The sequence below is a fragment of the Mycobacterium sp. DL440 genome, assembly GCF_011745145.1.
GTDB lineage: Bacteria > Actinomycetota > Actinomycetes > Mycobacteriales > Mycobacteriaceae > Mycobacterium.
Genome location: NZ_CP050191.1, coordinates 4,706,280 through 4,731,921 on the forward strand (window position 1 = coordinate 4,706,280; position 25,642 = coordinate 4,731,921).

29 protein-coding genes and 1 tRNA gene are annotated in these 25,642 nt (G+C 67.4%); 17 read left to right on the top strand and 13 right to left on the bottom strand.

Translation table 11 applies throughout. The features are described 5' to 3' along the window. Nucleotides 1-1,916 (top strand): acetate--CoA ligase (gene acs, locus HBE63_RS22975; RefSeq protein ID WP_166906801.1); only part of this gene is annotated, 1,916 nt, incomplete at its 5' end. Between the two features lie 12 nt (nt 1,917-1,928). On the opposite strand, the gene HBE63_RS22980 is transcribed toward acs, so the two are convergent. Continuing rightward, nucleotides 1,929-2,564: a S1 family peptidase gene (locus tag HBE63_RS22980; RefSeq protein ID WP_243858769.1), complete on the bottom strand. Its 636-nt coding sequence runs from the start codon at nt 2,562-2,564 to the stop codon at nt 1,929-1,931. A gap of 174 nt (nt 2,565-2,738) precedes the next feature. Between HBE63_RS22980 and HBE63_RS22985 the strand changes: the two genes are divergently transcribed. Together HBE63_RS22985 and HBE63_RS22990 are read left to right on the top strand one after the other, a co-directional pair. Beyond that, the gene (locus HBE63_RS22985; RefSeq protein ID WP_166906803.1) at nt 2,739-3,245 is read left to right on the top strand and encodes a phage holin family protein; all 507 of its coding nucleotides are present in this window, start codon (nt 2,739-2,741) and stop codon (nt 3,243-3,245) included. Next, nucleotides 3,245-4,180, top strand: coding sequence for an alpha/beta fold hydrolase (locus HBE63_RS22990; protein ID WP_166906804.1), 936 nt, complete (start codon nt 3,245-3,247; stop codon nt 4,178-4,180). Before HBE63_RS22985 ends, HBE63_RS22990 begins: the two co-directional genes overlap by 1 nt. On the opposite strand, the gene marP is transcribed toward HBE63_RS22990, so the two are convergent. Genes marP through nth form a run of 4 tightly spaced genes read right to left on the bottom strand, consistent with a single transcriptional unit; the run spans nt 4,181 to nt 7,509 of the window. Then, complete coding sequence (marP, locus tag HBE63_RS22995; RefSeq protein ID WP_166906805.1) at nt 4,181-5,371, bottom strand: acid resistance serine protease MarP; 1,191 nt, start codon at nt 5,369-5,371, stop codon at nt 4,181-4,183. It abuts the gene before it with no gap. Between the two features lie 11 nt (nt 5,372-5,382). Continuing rightward, nucleotides 5,383-6,159 (bottom strand): CoA pyrophosphatase, encoded by a 777-nt coding sequence (locus HBE63_RS23000; protein WP_166906806.1) that lies wholly within the window; start codon nt 6,157-6,159, stop codon nt 5,383-5,385. 11 nt (nt 6,160-6,170) lie between these two features. Further along, complete coding sequence (locus HBE63_RS23005) at nt 6,171-6,821, bottom strand: TlpA disulfide reductase family protein (protein WP_166906807.1); 651 nt, start codon at nt 6,819-6,821, stop codon at nt 6,171-6,173. Between the two features lie 7 nt (nt 6,822-6,828). Next, a complete protein-coding gene (gene nth / locus HBE63_RS23010) occupies nt 6,829-7,509 on the bottom strand; it encodes an endonuclease III (RefSeq protein ID WP_166910101.1) in 681 nt (226 codons plus the stop codon). Between the two features lie 189 nt (nt 7,510-7,698). On the opposite strand from nth, the gene HBE63_RS23015 reads away from it, so the two are divergent. Both HBE63_RS23015 and crp read left to right on the top strand, forming a co-directional pair. Continuing rightward, nucleotides 7,699-7,926, top strand: a complete 228-nt coding sequence (locus HBE63_RS23015) for a hypothetical protein (protein ID WP_166906808.1) — start codon at nt 7,699-7,701, stop codon at nt 7,924-7,926. 87 nt (nt 7,927-8,013) lie between these two features. After that, nucleotides 8,014-8,688: a cAMP-activated global transcriptional regulator CRP gene (crp, locus tag HBE63_RS23020; protein ID WP_003883807.1), complete on the top strand. Its 675-nt coding sequence runs from the start codon at nt 8,014-8,016 to the stop codon at nt 8,686-8,688. Nucleotides 8,689-8,767: 79 nt separating this feature from the next. Here crp and HBE63_RS23025 read toward each other — a convergent pair whose 3' ends face one another. The 3 genes from HBE63_RS23025 to HBE63_RS23035 are packed head-to-tail and all read right to left on the bottom strand — an operon-like array spanning nt 8,768 to nt 10,172. Next, on the bottom strand, nt 8,768-9,562 hold the full coding sequence (locus HBE63_RS23025; RefSeq protein ID WP_166906809.1) for an MBL fold metallo-hydrolase: 795 nt from the start codon (nt 9,560-9,562) through the stop codon (nt 8,768-8,770). Next, nucleotides 9,559-10,014, bottom strand: a complete 456-nt coding sequence (locus HBE63_RS23030; protein ID WP_166906810.1) for a RidA family protein — start codon at nt 10,012-10,014, stop codon at nt 9,559-9,561. The genes HBE63_RS23025 and HBE63_RS23030 overlap by 4 nt, the downstream gene beginning before the upstream one ends. Then, nucleotides 10,011-10,172 carry a DUF4177 domain-containing protein gene (locus HBE63_RS23035; RefSeq protein WP_155946634.1) on the bottom strand — a complete coding sequence of 54 codons (162 nt, stop codon included), beginning with the start codon at nt 10,170-10,172 and terminating at the stop codon, nt 10,011-10,013. Before HBE63_RS23035 ends, HBE63_RS23030 begins: the two co-directional genes overlap by 4 nt. Before the next feature lie 70 nt (nt 10,173-10,242). Here HBE63_RS23035 and HBE63_RS23040 point away from each other — a divergent pair, with 70 nt between their 5' ends. Both HBE63_RS23040 and HBE63_RS23045 read left to right on the top strand, forming a co-directional pair. Continuing rightward, the gene (locus HBE63_RS23040) at nt 10,243-11,274 is read left to right on the top strand and encodes an ArsA family ATPase (RefSeq protein ID WP_166910103.1); all 1,032 of its coding nucleotides are present in this window, start codon (nt 10,243-10,245) and stop codon (nt 11,272-11,274) included. Nucleotides 11,275-11,276: 2 nt separating this feature from the next. Continuing rightward, nucleotides 11,277-12,410 carry an ArsA family ATPase gene (locus HBE63_RS23045; RefSeq protein ID WP_166906811.1) on the top strand — a complete coding sequence of 378 codons (1,134 nt, stop codon included), beginning with the start codon at nt 11,277-11,279 and terminating at the stop codon, nt 12,408-12,410. 241 nt (nt 12,411-12,651) lie between these two features. Here the strand turns inward: HBE63_RS23045 and HBE63_RS23050 are convergent, their stop codons facing one another. After that, complete coding sequence (locus HBE63_RS23050; RefSeq protein ID WP_166906812.1) at nt 12,652-12,981, bottom strand: WhiB family transcriptional regulator; 330 nt, start codon at nt 12,979-12,981, stop codon at nt 12,652-12,654. Nucleotides 12,982-13,307: 326 nt separating this feature from the next. Here HBE63_RS23050 and ponA2 point away from each other — a divergent pair, with 326 nt between their 5' ends. From ponA2 to HBE63_RS23070, 4 genes are all read left to right on the top strand, one after another. Next, complete coding sequence (ponA2, locus tag HBE63_RS23055; protein WP_166906813.1) at nt 13,308-15,758, top strand: transglycosylase/D,D-transpeptidase PonA2; 2,451 nt, start codon at nt 13,308-13,310, stop codon at nt 15,756-15,758. A 27-nt stretch (nt 15,759-15,785) separates the two neighbouring features. Next, nucleotides 15,786-16,730, top strand: a complete 945-nt coding sequence (locus tag HBE63_RS23060) for a metallophosphoesterase (protein ID WP_166906814.1) — start codon at nt 15,786-15,788, stop codon at nt 16,728-16,730. Next, the gene (locus HBE63_RS23065) at nt 16,727-17,833 is read left to right on the top strand and encodes a PLP-dependent cysteine synthase family protein (protein ID WP_208301191.1); all 1,107 of its coding nucleotides are present in this window, start codon (nt 16,727-16,729) and stop codon (nt 17,831-17,833) included. Before HBE63_RS23060 ends, HBE63_RS23065 begins: the two co-directional genes overlap by 4 nt. A 314-nt stretch (nt 17,834-18,147) precedes the next feature. Continuing rightward, nucleotides 18,148-18,221 (top strand) — tRNA-Pro (locus HBE63_RS23070). Nucleotides 18,222-18,288: 67 nt separating this feature from the next. Here the strand turns inward: HBE63_RS23070 and HBE63_RS23075 are convergent. After that, nucleotides 18,289-19,419: a serine/threonine-protein kinase gene (locus HBE63_RS23075; protein WP_166906815.1), complete on the bottom strand. Its 1,131-nt coding sequence runs from the start codon at nt 19,417-19,419 to the stop codon at nt 18,289-18,291. Nucleotides 19,420-19,486: 67 nt separating this feature from the next. Between HBE63_RS23075 and HBE63_RS23080 the strand changes: the two genes are divergently transcribed. The 3 genes from HBE63_RS23080 to HBE63_RS23090 are packed head-to-tail and all read left to right on the top strand — an operon-like array spanning nt 19,487 to nt 21,515. Further along, complete coding sequence (locus HBE63_RS23080) at nt 19,487-19,984, top strand: SRPBCC family protein (RefSeq protein WP_166906816.1); 498 nt, start codon at nt 19,487-19,489, stop codon at nt 19,982-19,984. 36 nt (nt 19,985-20,020) lie between these two features. Then, a complete protein-coding gene (locus tag HBE63_RS23085) occupies nt 20,021-20,809 on the top strand; it encodes an acyl-CoA thioesterase II (protein WP_166906817.1) in 789 nt (262 codons plus the stop codon). A gap of 43 nt (nt 20,810-20,852) precedes the next feature. Beyond that, nucleotides 20,853-21,515, top strand: a complete 663-nt coding sequence (locus tag HBE63_RS23090) for a phosphodiesterase (RefSeq protein WP_166906818.1) — start codon at nt 20,853-20,855, stop codon at nt 21,513-21,515. A gap of 3 nt (nt 21,516-21,518) precedes the next feature. Here HBE63_RS23090 and HBE63_RS23095 read toward each other — a convergent pair whose 3' ends face one another. Genes HBE63_RS23095 through HBE63_RS23105 form a run of 3 tightly spaced genes read right to left on the bottom strand, consistent with a single transcriptional unit; the run spans nt 21,519 to nt 22,883 of the window. Further along, the gene (locus HBE63_RS23095; RefSeq protein ID WP_166906819.1) at nt 21,519-21,677 is read right to left on the bottom strand and encodes a hypothetical protein; all 159 of its coding nucleotides are present in this window, start codon (nt 21,675-21,677) and stop codon (nt 21,519-21,521) included. 47 nt (nt 21,678-21,724) lie between these two features. Next, entirely contained in the window at nt 21,725-22,189 is a 465-nt protein-coding gene (locus HBE63_RS23100) for a GatB/YqeY domain-containing protein (protein ID WP_166906820.1), read from the bottom strand. Nucleotides 22,190-22,208: 19 nt separating this feature from the next. Beyond that, nucleotides 22,209-22,883, bottom strand: a complete 675-nt coding sequence (locus HBE63_RS23105; protein WP_166906821.1) for an SIMPL domain-containing protein — start codon at nt 22,881-22,883, stop codon at nt 22,209-22,211. A gap of 40 nt (nt 22,884-22,923) precedes the next feature. Here HBE63_RS23105 and HBE63_RS23110 point away from each other — a divergent pair, with 40 nt between their 5' ends. Genes HBE63_RS23110 through HBE63_RS23120 form a run of 3 tightly spaced genes read left to right on the top strand, consistent with a single transcriptional unit; the run spans nt 22,924 to nt 25,608 of the window. After that, nucleotides 22,924-23,895: a hypothetical protein gene (locus HBE63_RS23110; RefSeq protein WP_243858235.1), complete on the top strand. Its 972-nt coding sequence runs from the start codon at nt 22,924-22,926 to the stop codon at nt 23,893-23,895. 1 nt (nt 23,896) lies between these two features. Next, a complete protein-coding gene (locus HBE63_RS23115) occupies nt 23,897-24,484 on the top strand; it encodes a DUF4129 domain-containing protein (RefSeq protein ID WP_166906822.1) in 588 nt (195 codons plus the stop codon). Continuing rightward, a complete protein-coding gene (locus tag HBE63_RS23120; protein WP_166906823.1) occupies nt 24,481-25,608 on the top strand; it encodes a DUF4350 domain-containing protein in 1,128 nt (375 codons plus the stop codon). The genes HBE63_RS23115 and HBE63_RS23120 overlap by 4 nt, the downstream gene beginning before the upstream one ends. Nucleotides 25,609-25,642: the final 34 nt, after the last annotated feature.

Below are 25,642 nucleotides of genomic sequence, written 5' to 3' on the forward strand. Positions count from 1 at the left end.
CGCCGCCTGCCGATTTCGCGGCCAATGCCAACGCGACGGGCGAGTTGTACGCCGAGGCCGAAAACGACCGGCTGGCATTCTGGGCTGCCCAGGCCGATCGGCTGAGCTGGCAGACCCCGTTCAGCGAGGTGCTGGACTGGTCGCAGGCTCCGTTCGCGAAGTGGTTCGTCGGCGGTAAGGTCAACGTGGCCTACAACTGCGTGGACCGGCACGTCGAGGCGGGCAACGGGGACCGGGTCGCGATCCACTGGGAAGGTGAGCCCGTCGGGGACGCCCGCGACATCACCTACGCCCAGCTCAAAGACGAAGTCTCCCAAGCCGCCAATGCGCTGGCCGCCCTCGGCCTGACTGCCGGCGACCGGGTCGCCATCTACATGCCGATGGTCCCCGAGGCGATCGTGGCGATGCTGGCGTGCGCGCGCCTGGGAGCCATGCACAGCGTCGTGTTCGCCGGGTTCTCGGCGTCGGCGCTGCGGGCACGCGTCGAGGACGCCGAGGCCAAGCTCGTCATCACCACCGACGGCCAGTACCGGCGCGGCAAGGCCGCCTCACTGAAGGACGCCGTCGACGAAGCCGTCTCCGATCAGCCGTCAGTCGAGCATGTCCTGGTGGTCCGGCGCACCGGCATCGACGTGAACTGGACCGAGGGTCGCGATTTGTGGTGGCACGAGACCGTGGAACCGGCCTCGACCGAGCACACCCCGGAAGCCTTCGACTCCGAGCAGCCGCTGTTCCTGCTGTACACCTCCGGTACGACCGGCAAGCCCAAGGGCATCGTGCACACCTCGGGCGGCTACCTCACCCAGGCGGCCTACACGCATTACAACGTCTTCGACCTCAAGCCCGAGACCGACGTGTACTGGTGCACCGCCGACATCGGCTGGGTGACCGGGCACACCTACATCGTCTACGGCCCGCTGGCCAACGGCGCCACCCAGGTGGTCTACGAGGGCACCCCGACCTCGCCGACCGAGCACCGTCACTTCGAGATCATCGAAAAGTACGGCGTCACAATATATTACACCGCTCCCACACTGATCCGTACCTTCATGAAGCTGGGTCGCCAGATCCCGGCGGAGCACAATCTGTCGAGCCTGCGGCTGTTGGGTTCAGTGGGCGAGCCGATCAACCCCGAGGCTTGGCGCTGGTACCGGGAAGTCATCGGCGCCAACAAGACCCCGATCGTCGACACCTGGTGGCAGACCGAGACCGGGGCGATCATGATCTCGCCGCTGCCCGGTGTCACCGCGGCCAAACCCGGCTCGGCCATGACCCCGCTGCCCGGCATCTCGGCCAAGATCGTCGACGACTCCGGCAATGAGCTGGTGCCCGGCGCCGACGAAGCCGAGCACGTCACCGGCTACCTGGTGCTGGACCAACCGTGGCCGGCGATGCTGCGCGGCATCTGGGGCGACCCGCAGCGGTTCAAGGACACCTACTGGTCGCGCTTCGCCGAGCAGGGCTGGTATTTCGCCGGTGACGGCGCCCGCTACGACGCCGACGGCAATATCTGGGTGCTGGGCCGCATCGACGACGTCATGAACATCTCCGGGCACCGCATCTCGACCGCCGAGGTGGAGTCGGCCCTGGTCGGCCATTCCGGAGTGGCCGAGGCCGCCGTGGTCGGCGCATCCGACGACACCACGGGTCAGGCGATCTGCGCGTTCGTCATCCTCAAGGCGTCCGCGCACGGTGGTGCCGACAGCATGATCGAAGAGCTGCGCGCGCAGGTGGCCACCGAGATCTCCCCGATCGCCAAGCCCCGGGAGATCCACGTCGTGCCCGAGCTGCCCAAGACCCGCAGCGGCAAGATCATGCGCCGGTTGCTGCGCGACGTGGCCGAGGGCCGCGAACTCGGTGACACCTCAACCCTGGTCGACCCGAGCGTGTTCGAGGCGATCCGCGCCGGCAAGTAGTTCCGCTCGCGGTTAACCGATCGGGACGAAACCCGTTCCCGGTCGGTTTTTGGCGGTGATGTCCGCCAGCTGCGTGTTGAACGACATCGTCACCGCCGGCGTGTGTAGGGGCACGAACTTCACCACGCAGGTCGGCAAATCCTCGCTGTAGGCGCCGTGGATCATGCCGACCAGCCGGTTGTTGACCGTGACGGGCGCGCCCGAGTCTCCGGGCTGGCCGCACACCTGGTTGACGATGGTGCCCGGGTCCTTGCCCGGGCCCCAGGTGACGCCACACGAATAGCCGGTAGTCCGGCCGAGCTTGCAGGCCACTTCACCGAACGCCGGGTCCGGTCCGAGGCCGTCGATCTGGAAACCGTTGACGTTGGCGGTCGGCGTCACCTTGGCCGGGTCGAACTGGATGACGGCGTAGTCCAGCCCGTCATTGCCGGCAACCATCGTGCCCACTACTCCGGCGCTGTCGGCGCCTTCGGCCGACACAGTGGCACCCGGCCCGCCGCAGTGTGCCGAAGTGAAGCCGATGAGCCGGCCGGCGTTGTCGTGCCCGATCGTTGTGAGCGTGCAGAACGCGTCGCCGTTGACCACGATTCCCGAGCCGCCACCCAGCACCACCGGCGGATCAGCATGTGCCGGGGCCGCAGTCAGCATCGCAAAAATCGCGATGATCGAGGCACCAATGTGCAACTGCCAGCGGTGTCTGCTCGTCAAGTGTCCTCCGATCGACCCGCCCGACCCGCGCAACTCAAGAATGGGGTCAGTCTACTAAGACCCCGATGTCGGCCGGGATCGTTAACGGCTTCGCCGCATGGCAACATGAACGCCATGAGCACAGGCGACCGCAGGGACGGCGTTCCGACGACGGTGACCTCGATTCCGCTCGTCGACCCGCATGCCCCCAAACCGGACCCCTCGATCGGCGACCTGGTCAAGGACGCCACCGCGCAGGTCTCCACGCTGCTGCGCGCCGAGGTGGAGCTGGCCAAGGCCGAGATCACCCGGGATGTGAAGAAGGGCCTGACCGGCAGCGTGTTCTTCATCGCCGCGCTGGTGGTGCTGTTCTACTCGACCTTCTTTTTCTTCTTCTTCCTGGCCGAGTTGCTCGACACCTGGCTGTGGCGCTGGGTGGCTTTCCTGATCGTGTTCGGCCTGATGGTGCTGACCACCGGTGCGCTCGCGTTGTTCGGCTTCCTGAAGGTTCGACGGATCAAGGGTCCGCAGCAGACCATCGAATCGGTCAAGGAGACGCGAGAGGCACTGACGCCCGGCCACGACAAGGCCGAGCCGCCCGCTATCCAGGCCAAGTCGGGCACCGACCCGTCAGGCTGGTAATGCCTCCACCCGCCCCGTCGATCGCCAGGATCGAGGGGCCATGGCGGCATCTGCAGGTGCATGCCAACGGCATTCGGTTCCATGTCGTGGAGGGCGAGAGCTCGCAGCCGGAGCGGCCGCTGGTCATCCTCCTGCACGGGTTCGGCTCGTTCTGGTGGTCGTGGCGTCACCAACTCACCGGACTGACCGACGCACGTGTGGTGGCGGTCGACCTGCGCGGCTACGGCGACAGTGACAAACCGCCTCGCGGTTACGACGGCTGGACCCTGGCCGGGGACACCGCCGGGCTGGTGCGCGCGCTGGGGCACAAGACCGCGACGCTGGTCGGGCACGCCGACGGTGGGCTGGTGTGCTGGGCGACCGCGGTGCTGCATCCGCGTGCGGTCAACGCGATCGCACTCGTCAGCTCACCGCACCCGGTGGCGCTGCGGAGGTCCACACTGACGCGTCGGGACCAGGGCCGCGCACTGTTGCCCACGATGCTGCGCTACCAATTGCCGGCGTGGCCCGAACAGACGCTCACCCGCCACGACGGCGCCGAGCTGGAGCGCCTGGTCCGCAGCCGGGCCGGGGCCGAATGGCAGACCAGCCAAGACTTTTCCCGCACCATCGGCCACCTTCGTCAGGCCATCCAGATCCCGGGGGCGGCGCACTGCGCACTGGAGTACCAGAGGTGGGCGGTGCGCAGCCAACTGCGCGGGGAGGGCCGGCGGTTCATGCGCTCGATGAAACGTCCGATCAACGTGCCGGTGCTGCACATGCGCGGTGACGCCGACCCGTATGTGCTGGCCGACCCGGTGCACCGAACCCAGCACTATGCGCCGCATGGGCGGTACGTATCGATCACGGGCGCAGGGCATTTCGGCCACGAAGAACAGCCTGAGGCGGTCAACGTGCAGCTGAACCGGTTCCTGACCCAGCTGCACGCCAACTGATCAGGAGTTGATGCAGGTTCCGGTCGCGACGCGCTGGGTGTTGCCGATCTTGGCCAGCTGATGCTCGACTTCCTTGGCGGTCAGTACAAACCCGGTGTCGACGTCGTCGACTGCCGCACCGAACACCACACCCAGCACCTTGCCTGCCCGGTTGATCATCGGTCCGCCCGAATTACCTTGCCGCACCGTGCCCCTGACCGTGTAAACCTCACGGGTGACGGTGGTGGTGCGGTAGATGTCGGGCCCGTTGAGCTCGATGATCTCGCGCACGCGGGCCGGGGTGGCCAGGAAGTCGCCGCCGCCCGGGTAGCCCATCACCACGGCGTCGGTGCCTTTCGGGGCCGGTTGTTCGGCGAACTGCAGCGGGGTGATCGGCAGATCCGGGACGTCGAGGATGGAGATGTCGGCGTTGGGGTCATACGACACCACGCCCGCGTCGTAGGTCTTGCCGTCAGCCTCGATGGTGACGCTGTCGGCACCGGCGACCACGTGGGCGTTGGACATCACCCGGTTGGGGGCGACCACGAATCCGCTGCCCTCGAGCACTTTCTGGCAACTCGGCGCGACACCGCGGATCTTCACCACGCTGGCCCGGGAGGTCGTCACCACAGGATCGGTGGCCAGCGATGCGTCCGGGGCGTCGACGTTGACGATCGGGGTCCGGCCGAACGGTTCGAGCACATCGGGCAGCCCGGAGGTGTCCAACAGCGCCGACAATCGGTTCGGCACCGAGCGCAGCCAGTCCGGCGCCACCTTGTCGACCTCGCTGAGTACCCGCGAATTCTTCACGGCCGCAGCCAGATTCGGCTGGTCCGAGGAAGTCAGCAGGCTGCCCAGCAACCAGGACGCAACGAGGACCGCGACCAGCATCAGGCTCACGCCGACCGCTGAGTCCAACACCCGGAACACGGGGTTCCGGATGGTGCCGCGCACGGCACGGCCCAGCACCACACCGGCGATCTCACCGATCACGACGAGCGCGAGGATGAGGAACAGCGTGGCGAACAGCTTGGTGCGGTCACCGCTGACGTGCGGAATCACGTGCGGCGCCAACAGCACCCCCGCCACCGCACCGAGCACCACGCCGATGAACGACAGCAGGGAGCCGAGCGCGCCGGAACGCCACCCGGAGATGGCTGCGACGAACCCGATGCCGAGGATGGCGAAATCGAGCCAGACCGAAGGTGTCATCTATATCCACTTCAACATTGGGCTTCACCGTAACCGTTGTCATGCCCGACAAGGGCCATTGCGTCATCGAGTTCACGGACGTCGTCGGTGTTCCAGGGTTTGGCCCAGCCGGCGACATCGAGGATCGCCGAGATGACCTGGCCGGTGAAACCCCACACCAGCATCTCGTTGAGGAGGAATGCCGGCCCGGCGAACCGGCTGGTGTTGGCCTCCCGGTACACCATGAGCCGGTTCTCCGGGTTGATGAAGGCGCGCACCGGAACCCGCGCGACGACGGCGGTCTCGGATTCGTCGACCACGGCGACGGGTCCCGGGTCGGGCGAGTAGGCCAGCACCGGGACCACGTGGAACCCGGACGGCGGGATGAACATCTTCTCCAGCGTCGCCAACGGGGCCAGCCGGCTGGTATCGATGCCCGTCTCTTCGGCGGCCTCACGGAAGGCGGTGCCCACCGGTCCCTGGTCGCCGGGATCGGTGGCCCCGCCAGGGAACGCGGCCTGGCCGGCGTGGTGGCGCAGAGTCGAGGCACGGACCGTCACCAGCAGGTCGGCGTCTTCGGGAAGGAGCGGAGGTGTGCCCTCGGCCGGACCGGAGAACAGCACCAGTACTGCGGCGTCGCGCCGCGCACCGGCCTGGGCGGCTTGATTGTTGGCTTCGACGATGCCCGCCAGCACGTCCGGGGGAACCCGTCGACGGTAGGCGTCCGGCACCTGGTCGAGGTTTTCCACCAGCGGTTTGAGCCAGGCCGGGGCGGCACCCGGGAACAGCCCATCGCGCGTCGATCTCACCCCGGGTGCTCCTATCGGCTAGAGCGGATCTTCTCGTCGACCGCAGCCGCGATCTCGTCGGCGCTCACGAAGGATCGGGGTAGGGTCCCGGCCACGCTACCGTCCGCGCGCAGCACCACCGTCGCAGGCATGACGTTGGGCACCTTGAGCGCCGCCGCCACCAGTCTTCTGCCGTCCTGCAGGGTCGGCAGACGCACTCCAAGTTCGGCCAGACGCACCAGCGCCGCCGTCTCGTTCTCGTCCTGGTGCACGGTCACGACCAGTACGTCATCGCCGACTCGGCGCTGGTATTCGGCCATCGCCGGCAGCTCGTCGGCGCATGGCCCGCACCAGTACGCCCAGAGGTTGAGCACCACGGTCCGGCCGGCCAGCGCGCGGGCCACGTCCACGGGCTTCCCGTCGCCGGCGCACTCCAGGGTGATGCCGCGCAGCGCCTCGGAATCAACCCCGTTCCCGGGGCCGGGGCACGGCGGCAGGTCCGCACGGGCACGCGGGCCGGCCAGGGCCTCGGGCGTATCGGCATCGCGGTGGTCACGGGACGTGGATTGTTGCCCCGCCCCAGCCTGCGGTGCCGGCTCGTCGCGCAATTCCATCCAGAACGCGGCGCCCAGCGCCACCAGGATCACCAGCACCACCACGGTCCAGCGGGCCGATCGACTCATCGTGTGTTCACAGCCCGGCAAGCGCCAGCAGATGCTCGGTCTCGGGACCTTTGACCAGCGCAGCAGCGGTGGGCGGATCGGTGGGCCCCAGCCCGAACGACGGGCAGTCCTTGGCCAGGACGCACACTCCGCACGCCGGCTTGCGAGCGTGGCAGACCCGGCGGCCGTGGAAGATCACCCGGTGGCTGAGCAGGGTCCATTCCTTGCGTTCGATGAGCTCACCGATCGCGAACTCCACCTTGACCGGGTCTTCCTCAGTGGTCCAGTGCCAGCGTCGCACCAGCCGCCCGAAGTGGGTGTCGACCGTGATCCCGGGGATGTCGAAGGCGTTACCCAGGATGACGTTGGCGGTCTTGCGCCCCACCCCGGGGAGGGTCACAAGGTCCTCGATGTTGTCGGGCACCTCGCCGTCGAACCGGGCCACCAGCTCCTGGCCCAGCCGGATCAGCGAGTTGGTCTTGTTCCGGTAGAACCCGGTCGGCCGGATCAGCTCCTCCATCTCGGTGCGATCGGCCTGCGCGTAGTCCAGCGCCGTGCGGTATTTGAGGAACAACGCCGGCGTCGTCAGGTTCACCCGTTTGTCGGTGCTCTGCGCCGACAAGATCGTCGCGACCGCCAGCTCCAGCGGATTGGTGAAGTCCAACTCGCAGTACACATGTGGAAATGCCCGAGCGAGTTCACGATTCATCCGTCGAGCCCGACGAACCAGGCCCAGGTGGGTTTCGTTGTCCCACTTCTTGGACCGGCGCGTTTTCCCTGTTGGGGCGGCAGCCTCAGTCACGTCAATCAGCGTACTGACCTCGCCGGACATTCTCCTGCGCGGACCGGTGATGATTCGTGACCCCACTGAGACCTGCGCCGTGTTAACTACTGCCTTGTGTCGTGGTTGCTGGTAGCGCTCATCCCGGGGTTGCTCATGCTGGCGGCGTTCGGGCTCGAGCGGCTGGAATCGGGGTTGGACCGAAAGCCGGTCCCGGCGGCGGCCAGCCCGCGGGTCAAGCCGGTGATCCTCGACGTCGAGAGTGAACGTTTGCCGACGCGGTACTACGAACCGCAGACCATCAATACCGGGTTTCCTGCGTCTCGACCTGTCAATCGTGTGTAGCGTGGGCTAGTCGCGAAACCGCGTACCTCTAGACTGAGCAGGAAATATCAGTAAGAGGACAACACACCCAATAGCTTAAGGGGCAACGTGGACGAGATCCTGGCCAGGGCCGGAATCTTCCAGGGCGTCGAACCGACCGCCGTTTCGGCGCTGACGAAGCAGTTGCAGCCCGTCGACTTCCCGCGCGGGCACACCGTCTTCGCCGAGGGCGAACCCGGCGACCGCCTGTACATCATCATTTCCGGCAAGGTGAAGATCGGCCGCCGTTCGCCTGACGGCCGCGAGAACCTGCTGACCATCATGGGTCCGTCGGACATGTTCGGTGAGCTGTCGATCTTCGACCCGGGGCCCCGTACCTCGAGCGCCACCACCATCACGGAGGTGCGCGCGGTGTCGATGGATCGCGACGCACTGCGTGCGTGGATCGCCGACCGTCCTGAGATCGCCGAGCAGCTGCTGCGGGTGCTCGCGCGTCGTCTGCGCCGCACCAACAACAACCTGGCCGACCTGATCTTCACGGACGTTCCCGGCCGGGTGGCCAAGCAGCTGCTGCAGCTGGCCCAGCGGTTCGGAACCCAGGAGGGCGGGGCGCTGCGCGTCACGCACGACCTCACGCAGGAAGAGATCGCCCAGCTCGTCGGCGCTTCCCGCGAGACCGTCAACAAGGCACTGGCCGATTTCGCCCACCGCGGCTGGATCCGGCTGGAGGGCAAGAGCGTGCTGATCAGCGACAGCGAAAGGTTGGCGCGCCGCGCGCGCTAGCTTTCCTTCTTCGCGAAACGGCATTCCAGCAGCATTTGTTCGAGTAACCAGCTGCTGGAATGCCGTTTCGGCGTTTGAGTCAGGTCCGTAGGTAATCCAGTTGAGCCTGCACGCTCTTCTCGGCGGCGTCCCAGAGTTTTTGGTCGACATCGGTGTAGACGTGCTCGACGACCTGACGTGCCGAGGCGTCTTCACCGAGTTCCCGTAGTGCTACCCGGATCTGGTCCAACCGCTCCTCGCGGTGCGCCAGGTACATCGCGGTCACTTCGTGAAGGTTCGGCAGATCGGGCCCGTGCCCGGGAAGCACCCTGCGGGCGCCGAGGCCCTGCAGCCGTTGCAGCGAGTCCAGGTAGTCCCGCAGGCTGCCGTCCTCGGTGTCGATGACGGTGGTGCCGCGGCCCAGCACGGTGTCGGCGGTCAGCACGGCCCCTTGCCCGTTGTCGCCGTCGAGCACGAAGCTCAGTGAATCGACGGTGTGGCCGGGGGTGGCCATCACCTTGATCCGCAGCCCGGCCGCGTCGATCACCTCGCCGTCGGTCAGCGGGCCGCCGAGGCCTCGCAGGAAGCCACTGCCGACCGAGCGGACGGTGGCGCCCGTCAGGTCCACGAGCTTGTCGATGCCGCCGGTGTGGTCCTCGTGCTTGTGACTGATCAACACCAACGCCACGGTGCCCAGTTCGGCGATGCGGGCGATGTGCGCCTCATCGTCGGGACCGGGGTCGACGATGACGATCTCGTCGCTGCCCGGGCCGCGCAGGACCCAGGTGTTGGTGCCCTCCAGGGTCATCAGTCCCGGGTTGTCGCACAGCAGCACCGAGGCCGATGGAGTGACCGGCCGCAACAGCCCGTAGGCCGGGTGCGCGGCGGCCGTCACGCTGTTTCGACGATGATCTCGACTTCGACCGGCGCATTACGCGGTAGTTCCGACACGCCGACGGCCGAACGCGCATGAGCGCCCGCCTCGCCGAAGATCTCGCCGAACAGTTCGGAGGCGCCGTTGACGACGCCGGGCTGTCCGCTGAATCCGGGTGCCGAGGCGACGAACCCGGTCACCTTGACGATTCGGACGACGGAGTCGATGCCCACCAGCGCATGCACGGCGGCCAATGCGTTGAGGCCGCAGACCCGGGCCAGCTCGTTGCCCTGCTCCGGGCTGATCTCCGCGCCGACCTTGCCGGTGGCCAACAGCTCGCCGGCCTTGATCGGCAGTTGACCGGCGGTGTAGACCAGGTTGCCGGTCCGCACCGCCGGCACGTAGGCGGCCAGTGGCGCGACGACGTCGGGCAGTTCGACACCGAGTTCGGCCAACCGGGCGCTTACGGTCATTTCGGCCGCTTCAAGTAGGCGACGTGCTGCTCGCCGGTCGGGCCCGGCAGCACCGAGACCAGCTCCCAGCCATCCTGTCCCCACTGGTCGAGAATCTGTTTGGTGGCGTGGGTCAACAATGGCACCGTCGCGTATTCCCATTTGATCGCTTCGCTCACGCCGCCCACCTAGTTCCTTCGCTCATGGACCGAGCTTATCGGTCGGACACTCAGGCTTGGTTAGCATGCACTGGTGGCAACCACTGAGAGCGGCGCTAAACACGTCGGCTGGCCGTCCCGGCTGACCAAGGCCCGGCTTCATTTCGTAACGGGCAAGGGTGGCACCGGCAAATCCACCGTCGCGGCGGCATTGGCCCTGGCCCTGGCGGCCGGCGGCCGCAAGGTGCTGCTGGTCGAGGTCGAGGAGCGCCAGGGCATCGCGCAGCTGTTCGACGTGCCGCCGCTGCCATACGAGGAAGTCAAAGTCGCCACGGCCGATGGCGGCGGACAGGTCAACGCGCTCGCGATCGACATCGAGGCCGCGTTCCTGGAGTACCTCGACATGTTCTACAACCTTGGCCTGGCCGGCCGGGCGATGCGCCGCATCGGGGCCATCGAGTTCGCCACCACCATCGCGCCCGGTCTGCGTGACGTGCTGCTCACCGGCAAGATCAAAGAGATCGTGACGCGGACCGCCAAGGATGCCAAAGGCAAGCGCGGCGTCTATGACGCCGTGGTGGTGGATTCCCCTCCCACTGGCCGCATCTCGCGGTTCCTGGACGTCACCAAGGCGGTCTCCGACCTGGCCAAGGGCGGGCCTGTGCATTCCCAGGCCGACGGCGTGGTCAAGCTGCTGCACTCCGAGCAGACCGCCATTCACCTGGTGACGTTGCTGGAAGCGCTGCCGATCCAGGAGACCCTGGAGGCGATCGACGAGCTCACCGAGATGGGGCTGCCGATCGGAAGCGTCATCGTCAACCGCAACATCCCGGCATACCTATCCGCGCAGGACCTGGCCAAGGCCGCCGAGGGCGACATCGATGCCGACGCGGTCCGCGCCGGCCTGGAGAAGACAGGGATCACGTTGGCGGACAACGACTTCGCCGGCCTGCTCACCGAGTCGATCCAGCACGCCACCCGGATCTCGGCGCGCGCCGAGAGCGCCGAGTTGCTCGACGCCATCGACGTGCCCCGCCTGGAGCTGCCCGCGCTGGGCGACGGTGTCGACCTGGGCAGCCTGTATGAACTCGCCGAAGCACTTGAACAGCAGGGGGTCCGATAACCGTGAGCACCAAACCGCCCACCCTTGACATGCACACGATCCTGTCCGACACCGCAAACCGCGTCATAGTCTGTTGCGGCGCAGGCGGAGTCGGAAAGACCACCACCGCGGCCGCGATGGCACTGCGGGCGGCCGAGTACGGGCGCACCGTCGTGGTGCTCACCATCGACCCGGCCAAGCGGCTGGCCCAGGCGCTGGGCATCAAGGATCTCGGGAACACCCCACAGCGGGTTCCGCTGGCACCGGAGGTGACCGGTGAGCTGCACGCGATGATGCTGGACATGCGGCGCACGTTCGACGAGATGGTGACGCAGTACTCCGGACCGGATCGCGCCGACTCCATTCTGGAGAATCAGTTCTACCAAACCGTGGCGACGTCGCTGGCGGGCACGCAGGAGTACATGGCGATGGAGAAACTCGGCCAGCTGCTGGCCGAGGACAAGTGGGATCTGGTGGTGGTGGACACCCCGCCGTCGCGCAACGCCCTGGACTTCCTCGACGCACCAAAGCGGTTGGGCAGCTTCATGGACAGCCGGCTGTGGCGCATGCTGCTGGCGCCGGGGCGTGGCATCGGGCGCTTGGTCACCGGCGCCGTCGGGCTGGCCATGAAGGCCCTGTCCACCGTGCTCGGGTCGCAAATGCTCTCCGATGCAGCAGGTTTCGTGCAATCACTGGATGCCACCTTCGGCGGCTTCCGGGAGAAGGCCGACCGCACTTACGAATTGCTCAAGCGTCGCGGCACCCAGTTCGTGGTGGTGTCGGCGGCCGAGCCCGATGCGCTGCGCGAGGCCTCGTTCTTCGTCGACCGGCTGTCGAACGAGCACATGCCGCTGGCCGGTCTGATACTCAACCGCACCCATCCCACATTGTGCGAACTTCACGCCGAGAAGGCCGAGGAAGCCGCCGACGAGTTGGCGGCCGAAGATCCGAACTCGCTGACCGCGGCGGTACTGCGTGTCCACGCCGATCGGGCACACACCGCCAAGCGCGAGGTGCGACTGCTGTCCCGGTTCACCGGGGCCAATCCGCACGTGGCGATCGTCGGGGTGCCATCACTGCCGTTCGACGTGTCCGATCTCGACGCTCTGCGTGCGATCGCCGATCAGATCACCGGAGAGGCGGCTGACGCCGCCTGACCGGCAGGGCCGCGGGGAGACCGGGGTCCGCTCCACGCGGGTACCGCACCACCGAGGGAGGGTCTCGTCGTCACCGGGATCCGTCGTCGCGGGCAATGGCACCAGAAATCATCGCCGACAACGGAAGAGCGCGTGCAGGGTTACTCACTACAGCTGAATACCCTGTGCCACACCCGAATACACTACCGCCGGCTGCACGGCACGCACACGGACCGGATCAGCCCGCGATGGGACATGGACGCTAGACGGCGCTGCGATGATGCTTGCGTTGGGCGGCGAAGAACTCGGCCCAGGAATTGACTTCGGGATGCTGCTTGAGCAGGGCACGCCGCTGACGTTCGGTCATTCCGCCCCAGACTCCGAACTCCACGCGATTGTCCAGCGCGTCGGCGCCACACTCGAGGATCACGGGGCAGTGCCGGCAGATCACCGCGGCTTTGCGTTGCGCGGCACCGCGGACGAACAGCTCGTCCGGGTCAGCCTGACGGCAGCGCGCCTGCGAAACCCACGCGATCCGGGCTTCACCCTCACCTCGGTGGACCAGGTTGGTGGCGGGGGTGGAAGCGTTCATATTGTCTGCGACAGTTCGTATACCTGACACCAGCGATCCCTTCGTTCCAGCCATCTCCCCAGATGGCGGGCTTTGAACCTTCCGATGCAGAACGCCATTGCGATCTACGCCACATTGCGCCAGCCCGTGTTACCTGGATCGCACTGTGTGTCCAAGCTAGGTGGTCAGAGGGTATTTACGCAACAGTTTGTAACCCACTTTTTTGGGACGGCCGTGCCGTCTGACCGGGGCCGGTGCGCACCGAGGTGTTTCTGCAGGCAAGTGGGATGTGCCCGCGGGGCCTGCTCTCAGAAAGTGCCGCTGGGCGAGCTGGCTACTCTGTACCCATGCCGGAGCCGCCGACACGACCGCCCGCGCAGCCACCCCAAGCGGTCACCATCATCAAGCTCGCCTGGTGCTGCCTGCTGGCGAGCGTGCTGACGGCCACCTTCATGTTCCCTTTGGTGGGGGGATTCGGCCTGATGTCCAACCGGGCCTCCGACGTGGTCGCCAATGGCTCGGCCGCCCTGGTCGACGGTGAGGTTCCGCAGGTCTCGACCATGGTCGACGCCAAGGGCAACACCATCGCGTGGCTGTATTCGCAGCGCCGCTTCGAGGTGCCGAGCGACCAGATCGCCAACACGATGAAGCTCGCCCTGGTCTCCATCGAGGACAAGCGCTTCGCCGAACACAACGGCGTCGACTGGCAGGGCACGCTGACCGGCCTGACCGGATATATGCGCGGCGACTCGGACACCCGCGGCGGTTCGACGGTCGAGCAGCAGTACGTGAAGAACTACCAGCTGCTGGTGATCGCCCAGACCGATGCCGAGCGTCGCGCCGCGATCGAGACCACACCGGCCCGCAAACTGCGTGAGATCCGGATGGCCCTCACGCTGGACAAGACCTTCACCAAGCCCGAGATCCTGACCCGCTATCTCAACCTGGTCTCGTTCGGCAACGGCGCGTTCGGCGTCCAGGACGCGGCACAGACCTATTTCGGGGTCAACGCCTCGGAGCTGAACTGGCAGCAGTCCGCCCTTTTGGCCGGCATGGTGCAGTCCACCAGCGCACTCAACCCCTACACCAACCCCGACGGTGCCCTGGCCCGGCGGAACCTGGTGCTGGACACCATGATCGACAACATCCCGCAGGAGGCCGACGCGCTGCGGGCCGCCAAGCAGCAGCCGCTGGGCATCCTGCCGCAGCCCAACGAGTTGCCCCGTGGCTGCATCGCGGCCGGTGACCGCGCATTCTTCTGCGATTACGCGCTGGAATACCTGGCCCGCGCCGGCCTGTCCAAGGAACAGGTGGCCAAGGGCGGTTATCTCATCAAGACCACGCTGGATCCAGACGTGCAGGGCTCGGTGAAGTCGGCGATCGACAGCATCGCCCGCCCGGACGCGCCGGGCACCGCCAGCGTGATGAGCGTCATCAAGCCGGGCAAAGAATCTCATCCGGTCCTGGCGATGGGCAGCAATCGCACCTACGGTCTGAACACCGACGCCGGTGAGACCATGCAGCCGCAGCCCTTCTCTCTCGTCGGCGACGGCGCCGGGTCAATCTTCAAGATTTTCACCACGGCCGCGGCCATGGACATGGGGATGGGCATCAACACCCAACTGGCGGTGCCTGGGTTCTTCCAGGCCAAGGGCCTGGGCAGCAGCGATACCCCGGGTTGTCCGAAGGAAACCTGGTGTGTGAAGAACGCCGGCGGTTACCGGGGTTCGATGAGTGTCACCGACGCCCTGGCCACCTCACCGAATACCGCATTCGCCAAGCTGATCTCGCAGATCGGCGTCCAGCGGTCGGTCGACATGGCGGTCAAGCTGGGGCTGCGGTCCTACGCGTTGCCCGGCACCGCCCGCGACTACGACCCCGACAGCAACGAGAGCCTGGCCGACTTCGTCAAGCGCCAGAACATCGGCTCGTTCACGCTGGGCCCCATCGAGGTCAACGCACTCGAGTTGTCGAACGTGGCCGCCACCTTGGCCTCCGGCGGCACCTGGTGCCCGCCCAACCCGATCGCCCAGGTGCTCGACCGCCGCGGTCAGGAGGTGTCGGTGACCACCGAGACCTGCGATCAGGCGGTTCCCGAGGGTCTGGCCAACACGCTGGCCAATGCGATGAGCAAGGACGACCAGGCCGGCGGCACCGCCTCCGGCTCGGCCGGTTCAGTGGGCTGGGACCTCCCGATGTCGGGCAAGACCGGCACCACCGAGGCGCACCGCTCGTCGGGCTTCCTGGGCTTCACCAACCAGTACGCCGCGGCCAACTACATCTACGACGATTCCCCCAACCCTGGCGAGCTGTGCTCGTTTCCGCTGCGCCAGTGCGGGGACGGCAACCTGTTCGGCGGTAACGAGCCGGCCCGCACCTGGTTCACCGCGCTGAAGCCGATTGCCAACAACTTCGGTCCGGTCGCCCTGCCGCCGACGGATCCGCGCTACGTGGACGGTGGTCCTGGCTCCGTGGTGCCCACGGTGAACGGACTGGATGAGACGGCCGCCCGCCAGCGGCTCAAGGAGTCCGGATTCCAGGTGGCCGACGGCGCCGCCTCGGTCAACAGCAGCTCGCGCTACGGCACCGTGGTCGGCACCGCGCCCAGCGGGCAGACGATCCCGGGTTCCATCATCACGATCCAGATCAGCAACGGGATCCCGCCGGCTCCGCCGCCGCCCGAGTTCCCCTTCCCAATGCCGGGCGGCCCGCCGCCCGAGATCGGCCAGACGGTGGTCGAGATCCCGGGGCTGCCTCCGATCACCGTTCCGGTGCTCGGGCCTCCACCGCCCCCGTGAGGACCGGTTCGCAGTAGGCTTGCCGGCATGTCAGTAAAGAAGGCAGCTGCCGTCGCCGCCGGTTCGCTGGTCGCCGGGATCGGCTATGCGTCCGTGATCGAACGCAACGCGTTCGTGCTGCGGGAAGCCACCATGCCCGTACTGGCCCCGGGTTCTTCGCCCCTGCGGGTGCTGCACCTGTCCGATCTGCACATGCGTCCCAACCAGCGTCGCAAGCAGGCCTGGCTGCGTGACCTGGCCCGCCTTGAGCCCGACCTGGTGGTCAACACGGGTGACAACCTGGCCCACCCCAAAGCTGTGCCCGCGGTCGTGCAGTCACTGACCGATCTGCTGTCCGCCCCCGGGTTGTTCGTGTTCGGCAGCAACGACTACTTCGCGCCGCGGCTCAAGAACCCGCTGAACTACGTCACCAACCCGGAGCACCGCACGCACGGTGAGCCGCTGCCGTGGCAGGACCTGCGCGCGGCGTTCACCGAGCGGGGCTGGCTCGACATGACCCATCTCCGTCGCGACGTCGATGTGGCCGGGCTGCACATCTCGGTGGCCGGGGTCGACGATCCGCACCTCAAACGCGACCGCTACGACACCATCGCCGGCCGGGCCAACGGCGCGGCCAACCTCACGTTGGGGCTCACGCACTCCCCCGAACCGCGGGTGTTGGACCGCTTCGCAGCCGACGGGTATCAGCTGGTGCTGGCCGGGCACACCCACGGCGGGCAACTGTGCCTGCCGTTCTACGGGGCCATCGTGACCAACTGCGAGCTGGACCGGTCCCGGGCCAAGGGCGCCTCGAAGTGGGGGTCGCACATGCAGCTGCACGTGTCGGCGGGTATCGGCACATCGCCGTTCGCGCCGGTGCGGTTCTGCTGCCGTCCCGAAGCCACCCTGTTGACGCTCGTCGCGGCGCCGACCGGCGGCGGCCACGTCGGGACCAGGGCCGGGCAATCCAGCCCAGCCGTCTCGGCCCGGTGAGCCAACCGGGCTGCACCGCGGCACGCCCCCGGCCACGCCGGTGGGTCGACAATGCGGTGCGGCTGATCGAGGCCGATTCCAAACGCAGCGCCGACACCCATCTGCTGCGGTACCCGCTGCCTGCGGCCTGGAGCAGTGACGTCGACGTGCAGCTGTATCTCAAGGACGAGTCCACCCACATCACCGGCAGCCTCAAGCACCGGCTGGCCCGGTCCCTGTTCCTGTACGGGTTGTGCAACGGCTGGATCGGCGAGGACACCACGGTCATCGAGGCGTCCTCGGGGTCAACGGCGGTGTCCGAGGCCTACTTCGCGGCGCTGCTGGGGCTGCCCTTCATCGCGGTGGTACCCGCCTCGACCAGTGGCTCCAAGATCGCGTTGATCGAAGCCCAAGGCGGGCGTTGCCATTTCGTGGCCGAATCCTCGCAGGTGTATGCCGAGGCCCAACGGTTGGCCGAGGAGACCGGCGGGCACTATCTGGACCAGTTCACCAATGCCGAGCGGGCCACCGACTGGCGCGGCAACAACAACATCGCCGAGTCCATCTACGAGCAGATGCGTCTCGAACCACATCCGGTTCCGGAGTGGATCGTGGTGGGGGCCGGCACCGGCGGCACCAGTGCGACGATCGGCCGCTACATCCGCTACCGCAGGCACGCCACGCAGTTGTGTGTCGTCGACCCGGAGAATTCGGCGTTCTTCCCCGGCTACGCGCAGGGTAGCGATGACGTCGTCACGGGCGCGTCCTCACGCATCGAAGGCATCGGCCGGCCGCGGGTGGAGCCGTCGTTCCTGCCCGGCGTGGTCGACCGGATGATTGCCGTCCCCGACTGCGGGTCAGTGGCCGCGGCACATCACGCAGGCCTGGTCCTGGGCCGTCGGGTCGGGCCCTCGACCGGTACCAATCTGTGGGGCGCGTTCGGTCTGCTGGCCGAGATGATCGCGCACGGCCGCAGCGGGTCGGTGGTGACCCTGCTGGCCGACAGCGGTGACCGCTACGCGGATACCTACTTCGATGCGGACTGGCTCAGCGCCCAGGGGCTGGACACCTCGGAGTCCGCGGCGGTGCTCTCGGAGTTCGAGCGCTCGGGCAGCTGGTCCTGATCCGTCTCGGCCGTCAGGAACAGCCAAAACGCTGCCAGCGCGAAGAACCCCAGGTAGACGGTGGCGCCCAGGACGGTCATGATTTCTCCAGTCGATTCCGGTGATGTCATCGTGTAGAACACCACCGACACGCTCATTCCTTCCCGACGCCCGTTTGCTCACCTCTGCTCGCCGCTTTCTTCACCTGGGCTGCGATCCGCGACGATTGAGCACGAGCCACAGGTAGAAAACGACGCAGATCCATGCGCTGCAGGCGCCGAGATGGCCGTTTGGCTTTCGAGGTACCCGGTGCGATAGGCTGTCGGAGCTTCATACGGGGTGTGGCGCAGCTTGGTAGCGTGCTTCGTTCGGGACGAAGAGGTCGTGGGTTCGAATCCCGCCACCCCGACAATGCAAGCAAGGCCCAGACCAGAGAAATCCGGTCTGGGCCTTGCTTTTTGCATGGTCAGATGCCTTCACTCATGCGGATGGCCTTTCTTACCGTGGCCCTTCCCATTCCCATTCCCATTCCCATTGCCGTGACCGTTCCAGTTGCCCCAGTCCCCTTGGTCAGCGGGCAGCGTCGGCGTGAAGGTCGGGATGCTCGTCACGGCAGGCACCGTCGGCTCGACAGAGGTGGTCACCGGCGTCACGGCCGGCGCGCGCTGCGGTGGCGGGTCGGCGATCAGCAGGAGGCCCCCGAGGATGACGGCTGCCACCACGGCCAGGCCCGCGAGCATCACCCGCACCCGCGACCGCCGGGGCGGCACCGGGGCAGGCAGCATCAGGGTCGCGGGAGGAGCCGGCGGGGCTGTGCGCAATGCCGCCCGCATCGCGGCGGCGTCGGCGAAGCGGTAGGCCGGGTCCCGCGCCATCGCACGCTCCAGCGCCTGAACCAGAGTGGGTTCCACATCGGGGCGCAGCACGCCGATTGGCATCGGGGCTTCGTCGACGACCGCGCGCATGGTGGCGATCGGATGGTCCCGCGCGAAGGGCCGGCGTCCGGTCAATGCCTCGTAGCCGAGCACACCGACGGAGTACAGATCGTCCGAGGCGGACGCCGGTTGCCCGGTAATCCGTTGTGGGCTCAGGTAATCCGGTGTGCCAAACACTGTTCCGGCGTGGGTGTGGGCGGTTCCGGCGGTCTTGGCGATACCGAAGTCAGCGAGCTTGGCGGTGCCGGACGTGGTGATGAGAACGTTGCCGGGCTTGATGTCGCGGTGCAGGATGCCTGCACCGTGGGCGGCCGTCAGCGCGCCGAGGAGGTCGGCCAGCACCCAGCGCACGCGGTCGGCCGAAAGTGGTCCGGCCGCGATCTCCTCGCCCAGAGTGGGCCCGGGCAGCCGTTCCATCACGATGTACGGCGTCCCGTGGTCTTCACCGCTGTCGTGAACCGCGACGATGTTGGGGTGGTTGAGTGCGGCAGCCGCCCGCGCTTCGTCCTCGAATCGGCGACGCGTGAACTCGTCGGCGGCCAGGGCCGGATAGAGCAGTTTGATCGCGACCGGACGCGACAGCCTGGTATCCCAGCCGTCGCGCACCTCGGCCATGCCGCCGCGGCCGAGCACGCCGCGTAGCTCGTAGCGGCCGGCGAGCGCCGCGGTCATAGGTCCCCCTCCGGTATGCGCGTGTATCCGAGTATCCCGCAGCGCCGCTCTGCGGCATGCTGGCACCATGCCCCGGTTCACGCTGGAATCCGCCGACGCCGACTTCTTCACCACGGCGCCGCACATCTTCACCTATCAGAAGCGGTTCGCCGCGCCGCCGGAAAAGGTGTGGGAGTCGCTGGTCTCCGATGAGTCCCTGGCCGCCTGGGGGCCGTCGGTCAAGGAGGTGAACTGGTTGACGCCGCGGCCGTTCGGGGTCGGCTCGTCCCGTGAGGTGACGCTGGCACCCGGTGTGGTCCGGGTGCACGAGACGTTCTTCCGGTGGGAGGAGGGGCGGCGGTACTCCTTCACCGTCGATCACGCCAGCATTCCGTCGCTGCGCCGGTTCGCCGAGGACTACCTGGTCGAACCCGCGGGTAACGGGCAGACGCAGTTCACCTGGATCGTCGCGATCGAAGCGAAGCCGTTGTTCGCGATCCCCTTCAAGGGGCTGGCGCCGGTGGTCAAGGCCGCGTTCGGACGCCTGGCCTCCGATGGCCAGCGCTATTTCGCCAAGCAGGGGTGAGCGCGGTCCCAACCAAGCAGTTGATAGCCTCGGCCGATGGCCGCGCTGAGCTGGATCGCCCAACTGTTGCAGTTCGATCGCCACGGCGATGACTTCTGCATTCGTGAGCCCCGCCGAGGTGCGGTCGAGCGGTTGTTCGGCGGCCTGATCGCGGCTCAGTCGCTGGCGGCGGCCGGCGCCACGATCGACGACGGCAAACTCCCGCAATCGCTACACGCCTACTTCGTCCGCGGCGGCCGCTACGACGCCGACGTCGAGTTCCACGTCGACCGCAGCCGCGACGGACGCGCGTTCGCCACCCGCCATGTCACCGCCAGCCAGGGCGGCGCGGTGATCCTGGAGATGATCGCGTCGTTCCACCACGCCGAACCGGGTCTCGACTGGTTCCCCGAAGCGCCGCCGGTGCTGGAGCTCGACGCAGCGGTCCCCAAGGCCGAGGTGCTGGATTTCGGGGACAAGTTCGAACTGCGCACCACCCACGACGACGCCTCGGAGTTCGCGATCCCGCCGTTCTGGGTCAGGGCCAGCACGCCGATCGAGGACGATCCGCTGATCCGCGCCTGCACGCTGACATTCATGTCCGATCTCGGTCCGGTGCCCTCGGCGCTGCCGCCGGATGTCCGGCTGCGGTCTGATCTCGGCTTCGCGGCCAGCCTGGACCACTCCATCTGGTTCCACCGCCCGTTCCACCCGGAGCGGTGGCATCGCTACGAGATCCAGCCGGCCAACCACAACGACTCGCGGGGTCTGGCGGTCGGTTCCCTCTACGACGCCGACGCCACGCTGATCGCCAGCGTCACCCAGGAAGCGCTCTGGCGCATCTAGCCCGGCGCGTTTGCAATGCCCCCTCGGCGGGCAGTCGGTGGGCATGAAGATCTCCGATGTCGCATCCTGGCCGGTCGAGCTGGGTGCGGCGGTACGCCACCGGCGGCTGTTCCACCCGAGCGGCGTGCTCGCGCGCGGCAGCCTTGAGCGGACCGCACCCGCCGGCCGGGGCCTGCCCCTCTACTCGTGCGAGGTCGTCGGAAGATTGTCGAAGGGCATCGGCACACCGGATTCGGTGCCCGACATCGCCGGCCTGGCCTGGCGGATGCCACCGCAACTGTCCGGTACACCGTGGGACGTGCTGTTGGCCTCCACGCTGGCGGGCAATCGATTTGTGTTGTGGCCGGCCAATTCCTGGGCCGGGATCACGTTCTCCAGCGTGATGCCGCTGCGATTCGACGGCGCGCTGTGGTGGCTGCGCGTCCGGCTCAGCACTGAGTTCGACGGTGCGGGACTGTGCTTGGACAGTGTGAACCGGCAGTTGGAATGTGGTGGGGTTCAATTCGACGTCGAACAATCCCCTGCTGCCGGTGAGTTCGAACCGGTTGCCCGGCTGTCGCTACGCGAGAAGCTGCCGCACAGCCGCGACGTCTCGTTCGACCCCGCGCTGCACACCGCCGACGGGGTCCGCCTGACGCCCGATTGGTTGGCCGACGTCCGACGCGTCGCGTACCGGCGCAGCCGGATCGGACGCGATGCCGAGTAACGCTCAGTCCGGCGGTTCCTGGCTGGTGCTCTCGGTGGTGTCGACGTCCGGGGTGTCCTCCGGAACCTTCTTGGCCCGGTCGGGCTGGTCTGCCGCATCACGCCTGCCACCGTGCTCGTCGTCGCGATGCTGTTCGTCGTAGATCCCCTTACCGGTTGGCATGCACTTGAGGTACCCGACGCCGACCGCCTCAAACTCCCTGGAGGGCCCTACAGTCGCGCCTTGACCGCCGCTGACAACCGCGCACCGTCGGCCTTGCCCGCGGCAATGGCCGTGGCAGCCTTCATCACCTGGCCCATCTGACGCATACCGGGCCGTTCCCCGATCTGCTCGGCGACCTGTGCGATGGCGGTGTCGGCGACGTCGGCCAACTCGGCGTCGGTCAGCGGGGTGGGCAGGTACTCGTCGATGATCCGGGCCTCGGCGTGCTCGTTGGCTGCCAATTCACCCCGGCCGTTCTGGGTGTAGATCTCGGCCGCCTCGCCGCGTTTCTTGGATTCCCGGGCCAGCACCGCGATCACCTCGGCGTCGGACAGTTCCCGGGCTTGTTTACCCGAGACCTCTTCGCTCTGGATCGCGGCCAGCACCATGCGCAGGGTGGCGGTGCGCAGTTTGTCCTGCGACTTCATCGCGCCGGTCAGATCCGCGCGCAGCTTGTCCTTGAGGTCGGCCATAGCGTCAACCTAGCTGCGATCAGTTCTCGCCCGCCACGAATTTCGCATCGACCGACACCGAGACCTCGATATCGGCGGGGGCGAAATCCAGTTCAGGTGCCCCACCGCCTGGGGACATGGCCATCGCGCGCATCATCCGCGGGGACGACGAATCCTCGGGCGAGCGGCTCAACATCCCGGCGTCGCCGATCGCCACCGGCCGCACCCGACCGAGGGCCAGGGCATCGGAGTAGCGCTGGGCCCGGGTGACGGCATCCTGCACGGCGCGGGTGTGTACCTGGGCGACGAGCTCATCGCGATGCTCGGTGGTCAGGGCCCATTCGATCCGCGACAACGAAAATCCGCCGGTTTCGGTGACATGGCGGCCGACCCATCGCGACAGCGCGGTGAAATCGCTGAACTTGACCTGGATGTCGACGCTGGCATGGTGCACCAGCGGCAATTGCTTGCCCTCGTTGTTCCAGGGCCGGTTGGCCCAGGTGCGCACCTGGCCGGTGGACCACCACGTGACCGGGCCGGAATCGGGCTGGTGCAGCGGGGTGATCGTGGATTTCACGGTGTCCAGATCACGGACCACCCGCTCGTACTCCGGTTCGATCGCCGGGCCCTCGTAGCCGAGCGTCGCATGGACCGTCGCACGTTCGGGCGGCTGAAAAGCGGAAAAAGACCCACGCACGATGATCTCGATCGGCATGGGGTCCACCGTAGTTGCTGACGGGAACTACGGTGAATGGATGACGAGCGGTCGGCTGTATATGGGGAGTGTCATCCCGCTTCGCCCGTTGAGCCTGACCGACATCTTCAACGGCGCCGTCGCCTACGTGCGCACCAATCCGAAAGCGACGCTGGGTCTGGCCACCGTGGTCGTTCTGGCGTCGCAGATCATCACGCTCGCACTGCAAGTCGGGCCGCTGTCGGCCCTCGGCGAATTCGACTCGACGGTGCAGGGTGAGGCACCGTCGCCCGGGACTCTCGCGGTGTTCGCCACCGGCGCGTTCGTCGGCATCGTCGTCACGACGCTTGCCTCGCTACTGCTCAGCGGCATGCTCACGGTGGTGATCGGGCGCTCGGTGTTCGGGGGGACCATCACCGTCGGCGAGGCCTGGCGGCGGGTGCGCGGTCGGTTACCGGCTCTGATCGGGTTGACGGTGCTGCAGGCCCTGGCCCTGGTCGTCGCCGCCGGGGGCGTCGCGGTCATGATTGCCGGTGCGGGCGCGATCGGCGGCGGGCTGGCGGCGTTCGCTGTCGGGGCGCCTCTGGTGCTGCTCGCGCTGGTCGGTGTGCTCTATGCGTCGACGGTTCTGCTGTTCGCCCCCGCGGTGATCGTGCTGGAACAGCGCGGCATCGTCGATGCGGTCAAACGGTCATTTACGTTGGTGAACAAGGACTTCTGGCGCGTCTTCGGCATCTGGGTGCTGGCCACGATCGTGGCCTCGGTGATCGCCTGGGGTGTGGGCGCGCCGTTCAACGTGGCCGGGCAGATCATGTCGATGGTCGCCGAGGGTCCCACGGTGCCGGCGCTGATCCTCAGTGCCGTCGGCGCCGCGATCGGGCAGATCGTCACCGCACCGTTCAGCGCGGGTGTGGTGGTCCTGCTCTACGCCGACCGGCGGTTCCGCGCCGAGGCGTTCGACCTGATGTTGCAGACGGGTGCGGGTGCACCGGTGGAAGCTGCCGACCAACTATGGCTGCAGCGGTACCTCTGAGGTGACAAACATCGACATCGACCGTGACGCCGCGCACGACGCCGCGCAGAACGAGCTGACCAAGCCGATCTATCCGCGGGCGTCACCGACCGATCAGATCGGTGAGTGGCTCAAGGATCTGCTGTACCGGATCACCGCCGCAGGCTCCACGATCCCCGGTGGATGGTTCACCATCTCAGTGCTGGCCATCCTGCTCGTGGTGGCCGTCGTAGTGGCGGTGCGGATCGCACGGCGCACCATGCGTACTGCGCGCAGTGCGGACCACGCCCTGTTCGGCAGCGAGGAGCTCAGCGCCGCACAGCACCGCTCGATCGCCGAAAAATTTGCCGCACAAGGTGATTGGTCGTCCGCGATTCGCCACCGGGTCCGCGCACTGGCCCGCCACCTTGAAGAAGCCGGGGTTCTCGACGCGGTCCCGGGCCGTACTGCCACCGAACTCGCCCGCGACGCCGCGACAGCCCTACCGGGCCTGTCGGCCGGATTATTCAGTGCGGCAACCACCTTCAACGACGTCACCTACGGAGAGCAACCGGGTACCGAAACGGCCTACCGGCAGATCGCGGCCCTCGACGAGGCTCGGGCACGATGAGTGCCGAATCGGTCAAACAACGCTTCCGTACGGCGCGCTGGGTGCTGCTGACGTTCGCTGTCATCGTCGCGGTGGCCGTGGTGACGGTGTATCTGACCGCACCGCGACCGGGCGGCGCGATGGATCCCGAGTCGACGTCGCCGGAGGGGACGCACGCGTTGGTCAGTTTGTTGCGGGATCACGGTGTCGAGGTGATCACTGCGGCCGATGTCGACGAGGTGCGACGGGCCGCCCGGCCCGGCACCCTGCTGGTGGTGGCGCAGACGATGTTTCTGTCCAGCGACAAGACCGTTGACCGGCTGACCGACATCCCGGGCGACCTGCTGCTGATCGCGCCGTCCGGGCTCACCCGGCAGAAGCTGGCCCCGCAGATCCGGCTCGACAAGCCGACGGAGTTCGGCGGCGGCGAGCCGGATTGTGAACTGCCCGAGGCCAACCGGGCCGGAACGACGCAGCTGGGCACCACTGATACCTACACCGCGGCCGACGGTACAGCGCTGACGTCGTGCTACGACGGCGCGGTGGTCCGCTACCACGACGGGCAGCGCACCGTCACGGTGGTCGGCACCGGCTCCTTCATGACGAACTCGCGCCTGCTCAAAGAGGGCAACGCGGCATTGGCGATGAATCTGTCCGGGGCCGCGCCACGGATCATCTGGTATGCGCCACAGCATTTCGAGGCCGAGTCGACCGGAGGCGGCACCCTGTCGGATCTGATGCCGCCGCAGGTCCGGTGGATCGTCCTGCAGCTGTGTCTGGTGGTCGCACTGCTGGCGGTGGCGCAGGCGCGACGTCTCGGCCCGCTGGTCGCCGAATCCCTGCCGGTGGTGGTCCGCGCCTCGGAGACCGTCGAGGGACGTGGACGGTTGTACCGCTCCCGCCGCGCGCGTGACCGCGCAGCCGACGCGTTACGCACCGCGGCGTTGGGCCGCCTGTTGCCGAGGCTCGGCCTGACCTCCGCCGCGGCACCGCAGGCCGTCGCTGCCGCCGTCGCCGCGCGCTGCGGCGCCGCCTCCAACACGGCCGGCCACATCCTGTTCGGCCCACCGCCTGCGACTGACGCTGAACTCGTCCATCTCGCACAACAACTCGACGACATCGAAAGGCAGGTCGCGCAGTCGTGACTCAGCCCCACCCAGAGAATGCCGGCTCCGATTC

Excerpts from the sequence above, each read along its gene's own strand:
- HBE63_RS22980 (WP_243858769.1), bottom strand. The coding sequence starts at position 2,564 with ATGCTGACTGCGGCCCCGGCACATGCTGATCCGCCGGTGGTGCTGGGT.
- HBE63_RS22985 (WP_166906803.1), top strand. The coding sequence starts at position 2,739 with ATGAGCACAGGCGACCGCAGGGACGGCGTTCCGACGACGGTGACCTCG.
- HBE63_RS22990 (WP_166906804.1), top strand. The coding sequence starts at position 3,245 with ATGCCTCCACCCGCCCCGTCGATCGCCAGGATCGAGGGGCCATGGCGG.
- marP (WP_166906805.1), bottom strand. The coding sequence starts at position 5,371 with ATGACACCTTCGGTCTGGCTCGATTTCGCCATCCTCGGCATCGGGTTC.
- HBE63_RS23005 (WP_166906807.1), bottom strand. The coding sequence starts at position 6,821 with ATGAGTCGATCGGCCCGCTGGACCGTGGTGGTGCTGGTGATCCTGGTG.
- nth (WP_166910101.1), bottom strand. The coding sequence starts at position 7,509 with ATGAATCGTGAACTCGCTCGGGCATTTCCACATGTGTACTGCGAGTTG.
- HBE63_RS23030 (WP_166906810.1), bottom strand. The coding sequence starts at position 10,014 with ATGACCGTAAGCGCCCGGTTGGCCGAACTCGGTGTCGAACTGCCCGAC.
- HBE63_RS23050 (WP_166906812.1), bottom strand. The coding sequence starts at position 12,981 with ATGAACGCTTCCACCCCCGCCACCAACCTGGTCCACCGAGGTGAGGGT.
- ponA2 (WP_166906813.1), top strand. The coding sequence starts at position 13,308 with ATGCCGGAGCCGCCGACACGACCGCCCGCGCAGCCACCCCAAGCGGTC.
- HBE63_RS23060 (WP_166906814.1), top strand. The coding sequence starts at position 15,786 with ATGTCAGTAAAGAAGGCAGCTGCCGTCGCCGCCGGTTCGCTGGTCGCC.
- HBE63_RS23075 (WP_166906815.1), bottom strand. The coding sequence starts at position 19,419 with ATGACCGCGGCGCTCGCCGGCCGCTACGAGCTACGCGGCGTGCTCGGC.
- HBE63_RS23080 (WP_166906816.1), top strand. The coding sequence starts at position 19,487 with ATGCCCCGGTTCACGCTGGAATCCGCCGACGCCGACTTCTTCACCACG.
- HBE63_RS23085 (WP_166906817.1), top strand. The coding sequence starts at position 20,021 with ATGGCCGCGCTGAGCTGGATCGCCCAACTGTTGCAGTTCGATCGCCAC.
- HBE63_RS23090 (WP_166906818.1), top strand. The coding sequence starts at position 20,853 with ATGAAGATCTCCGATGTCGCATCCTGGCCGGTCGAGCTGGGTGCGGCG.
- HBE63_RS23095 (WP_166906819.1), bottom strand. The coding sequence starts at position 21,677 with ATGCCAACCGGTAAGGGGATCTACGACGAACAGCATCGCGACGACGAG.
- HBE63_RS23100 (WP_166906820.1), bottom strand. The coding sequence starts at position 22,189 with ATGGCCGACCTCAAGGACAAGCTGCGCGCGGATCTGACCGGCGCGATG.
- HBE63_RS23105 (WP_166906821.1), bottom strand. The coding sequence starts at position 22,883 with ATGCCGATCGAGATCATCGTGCGTGGGTCTTTTTCCGCTTTTCAGCCG.
- HBE63_RS23110 (WP_243858235.1), top strand. The coding sequence starts at position 22,924 with ATGACGAGCGGTCGGCTGTATATGGGGAGTGTCATCCCGCTTCGCCCG.
- HBE63_RS23120 (WP_166906823.1), top strand. The coding sequence starts at position 24,481 with ATGAGTGCCGAATCGGTCAAACAACGCTTCCGTACGGCGCGCTGGGTG.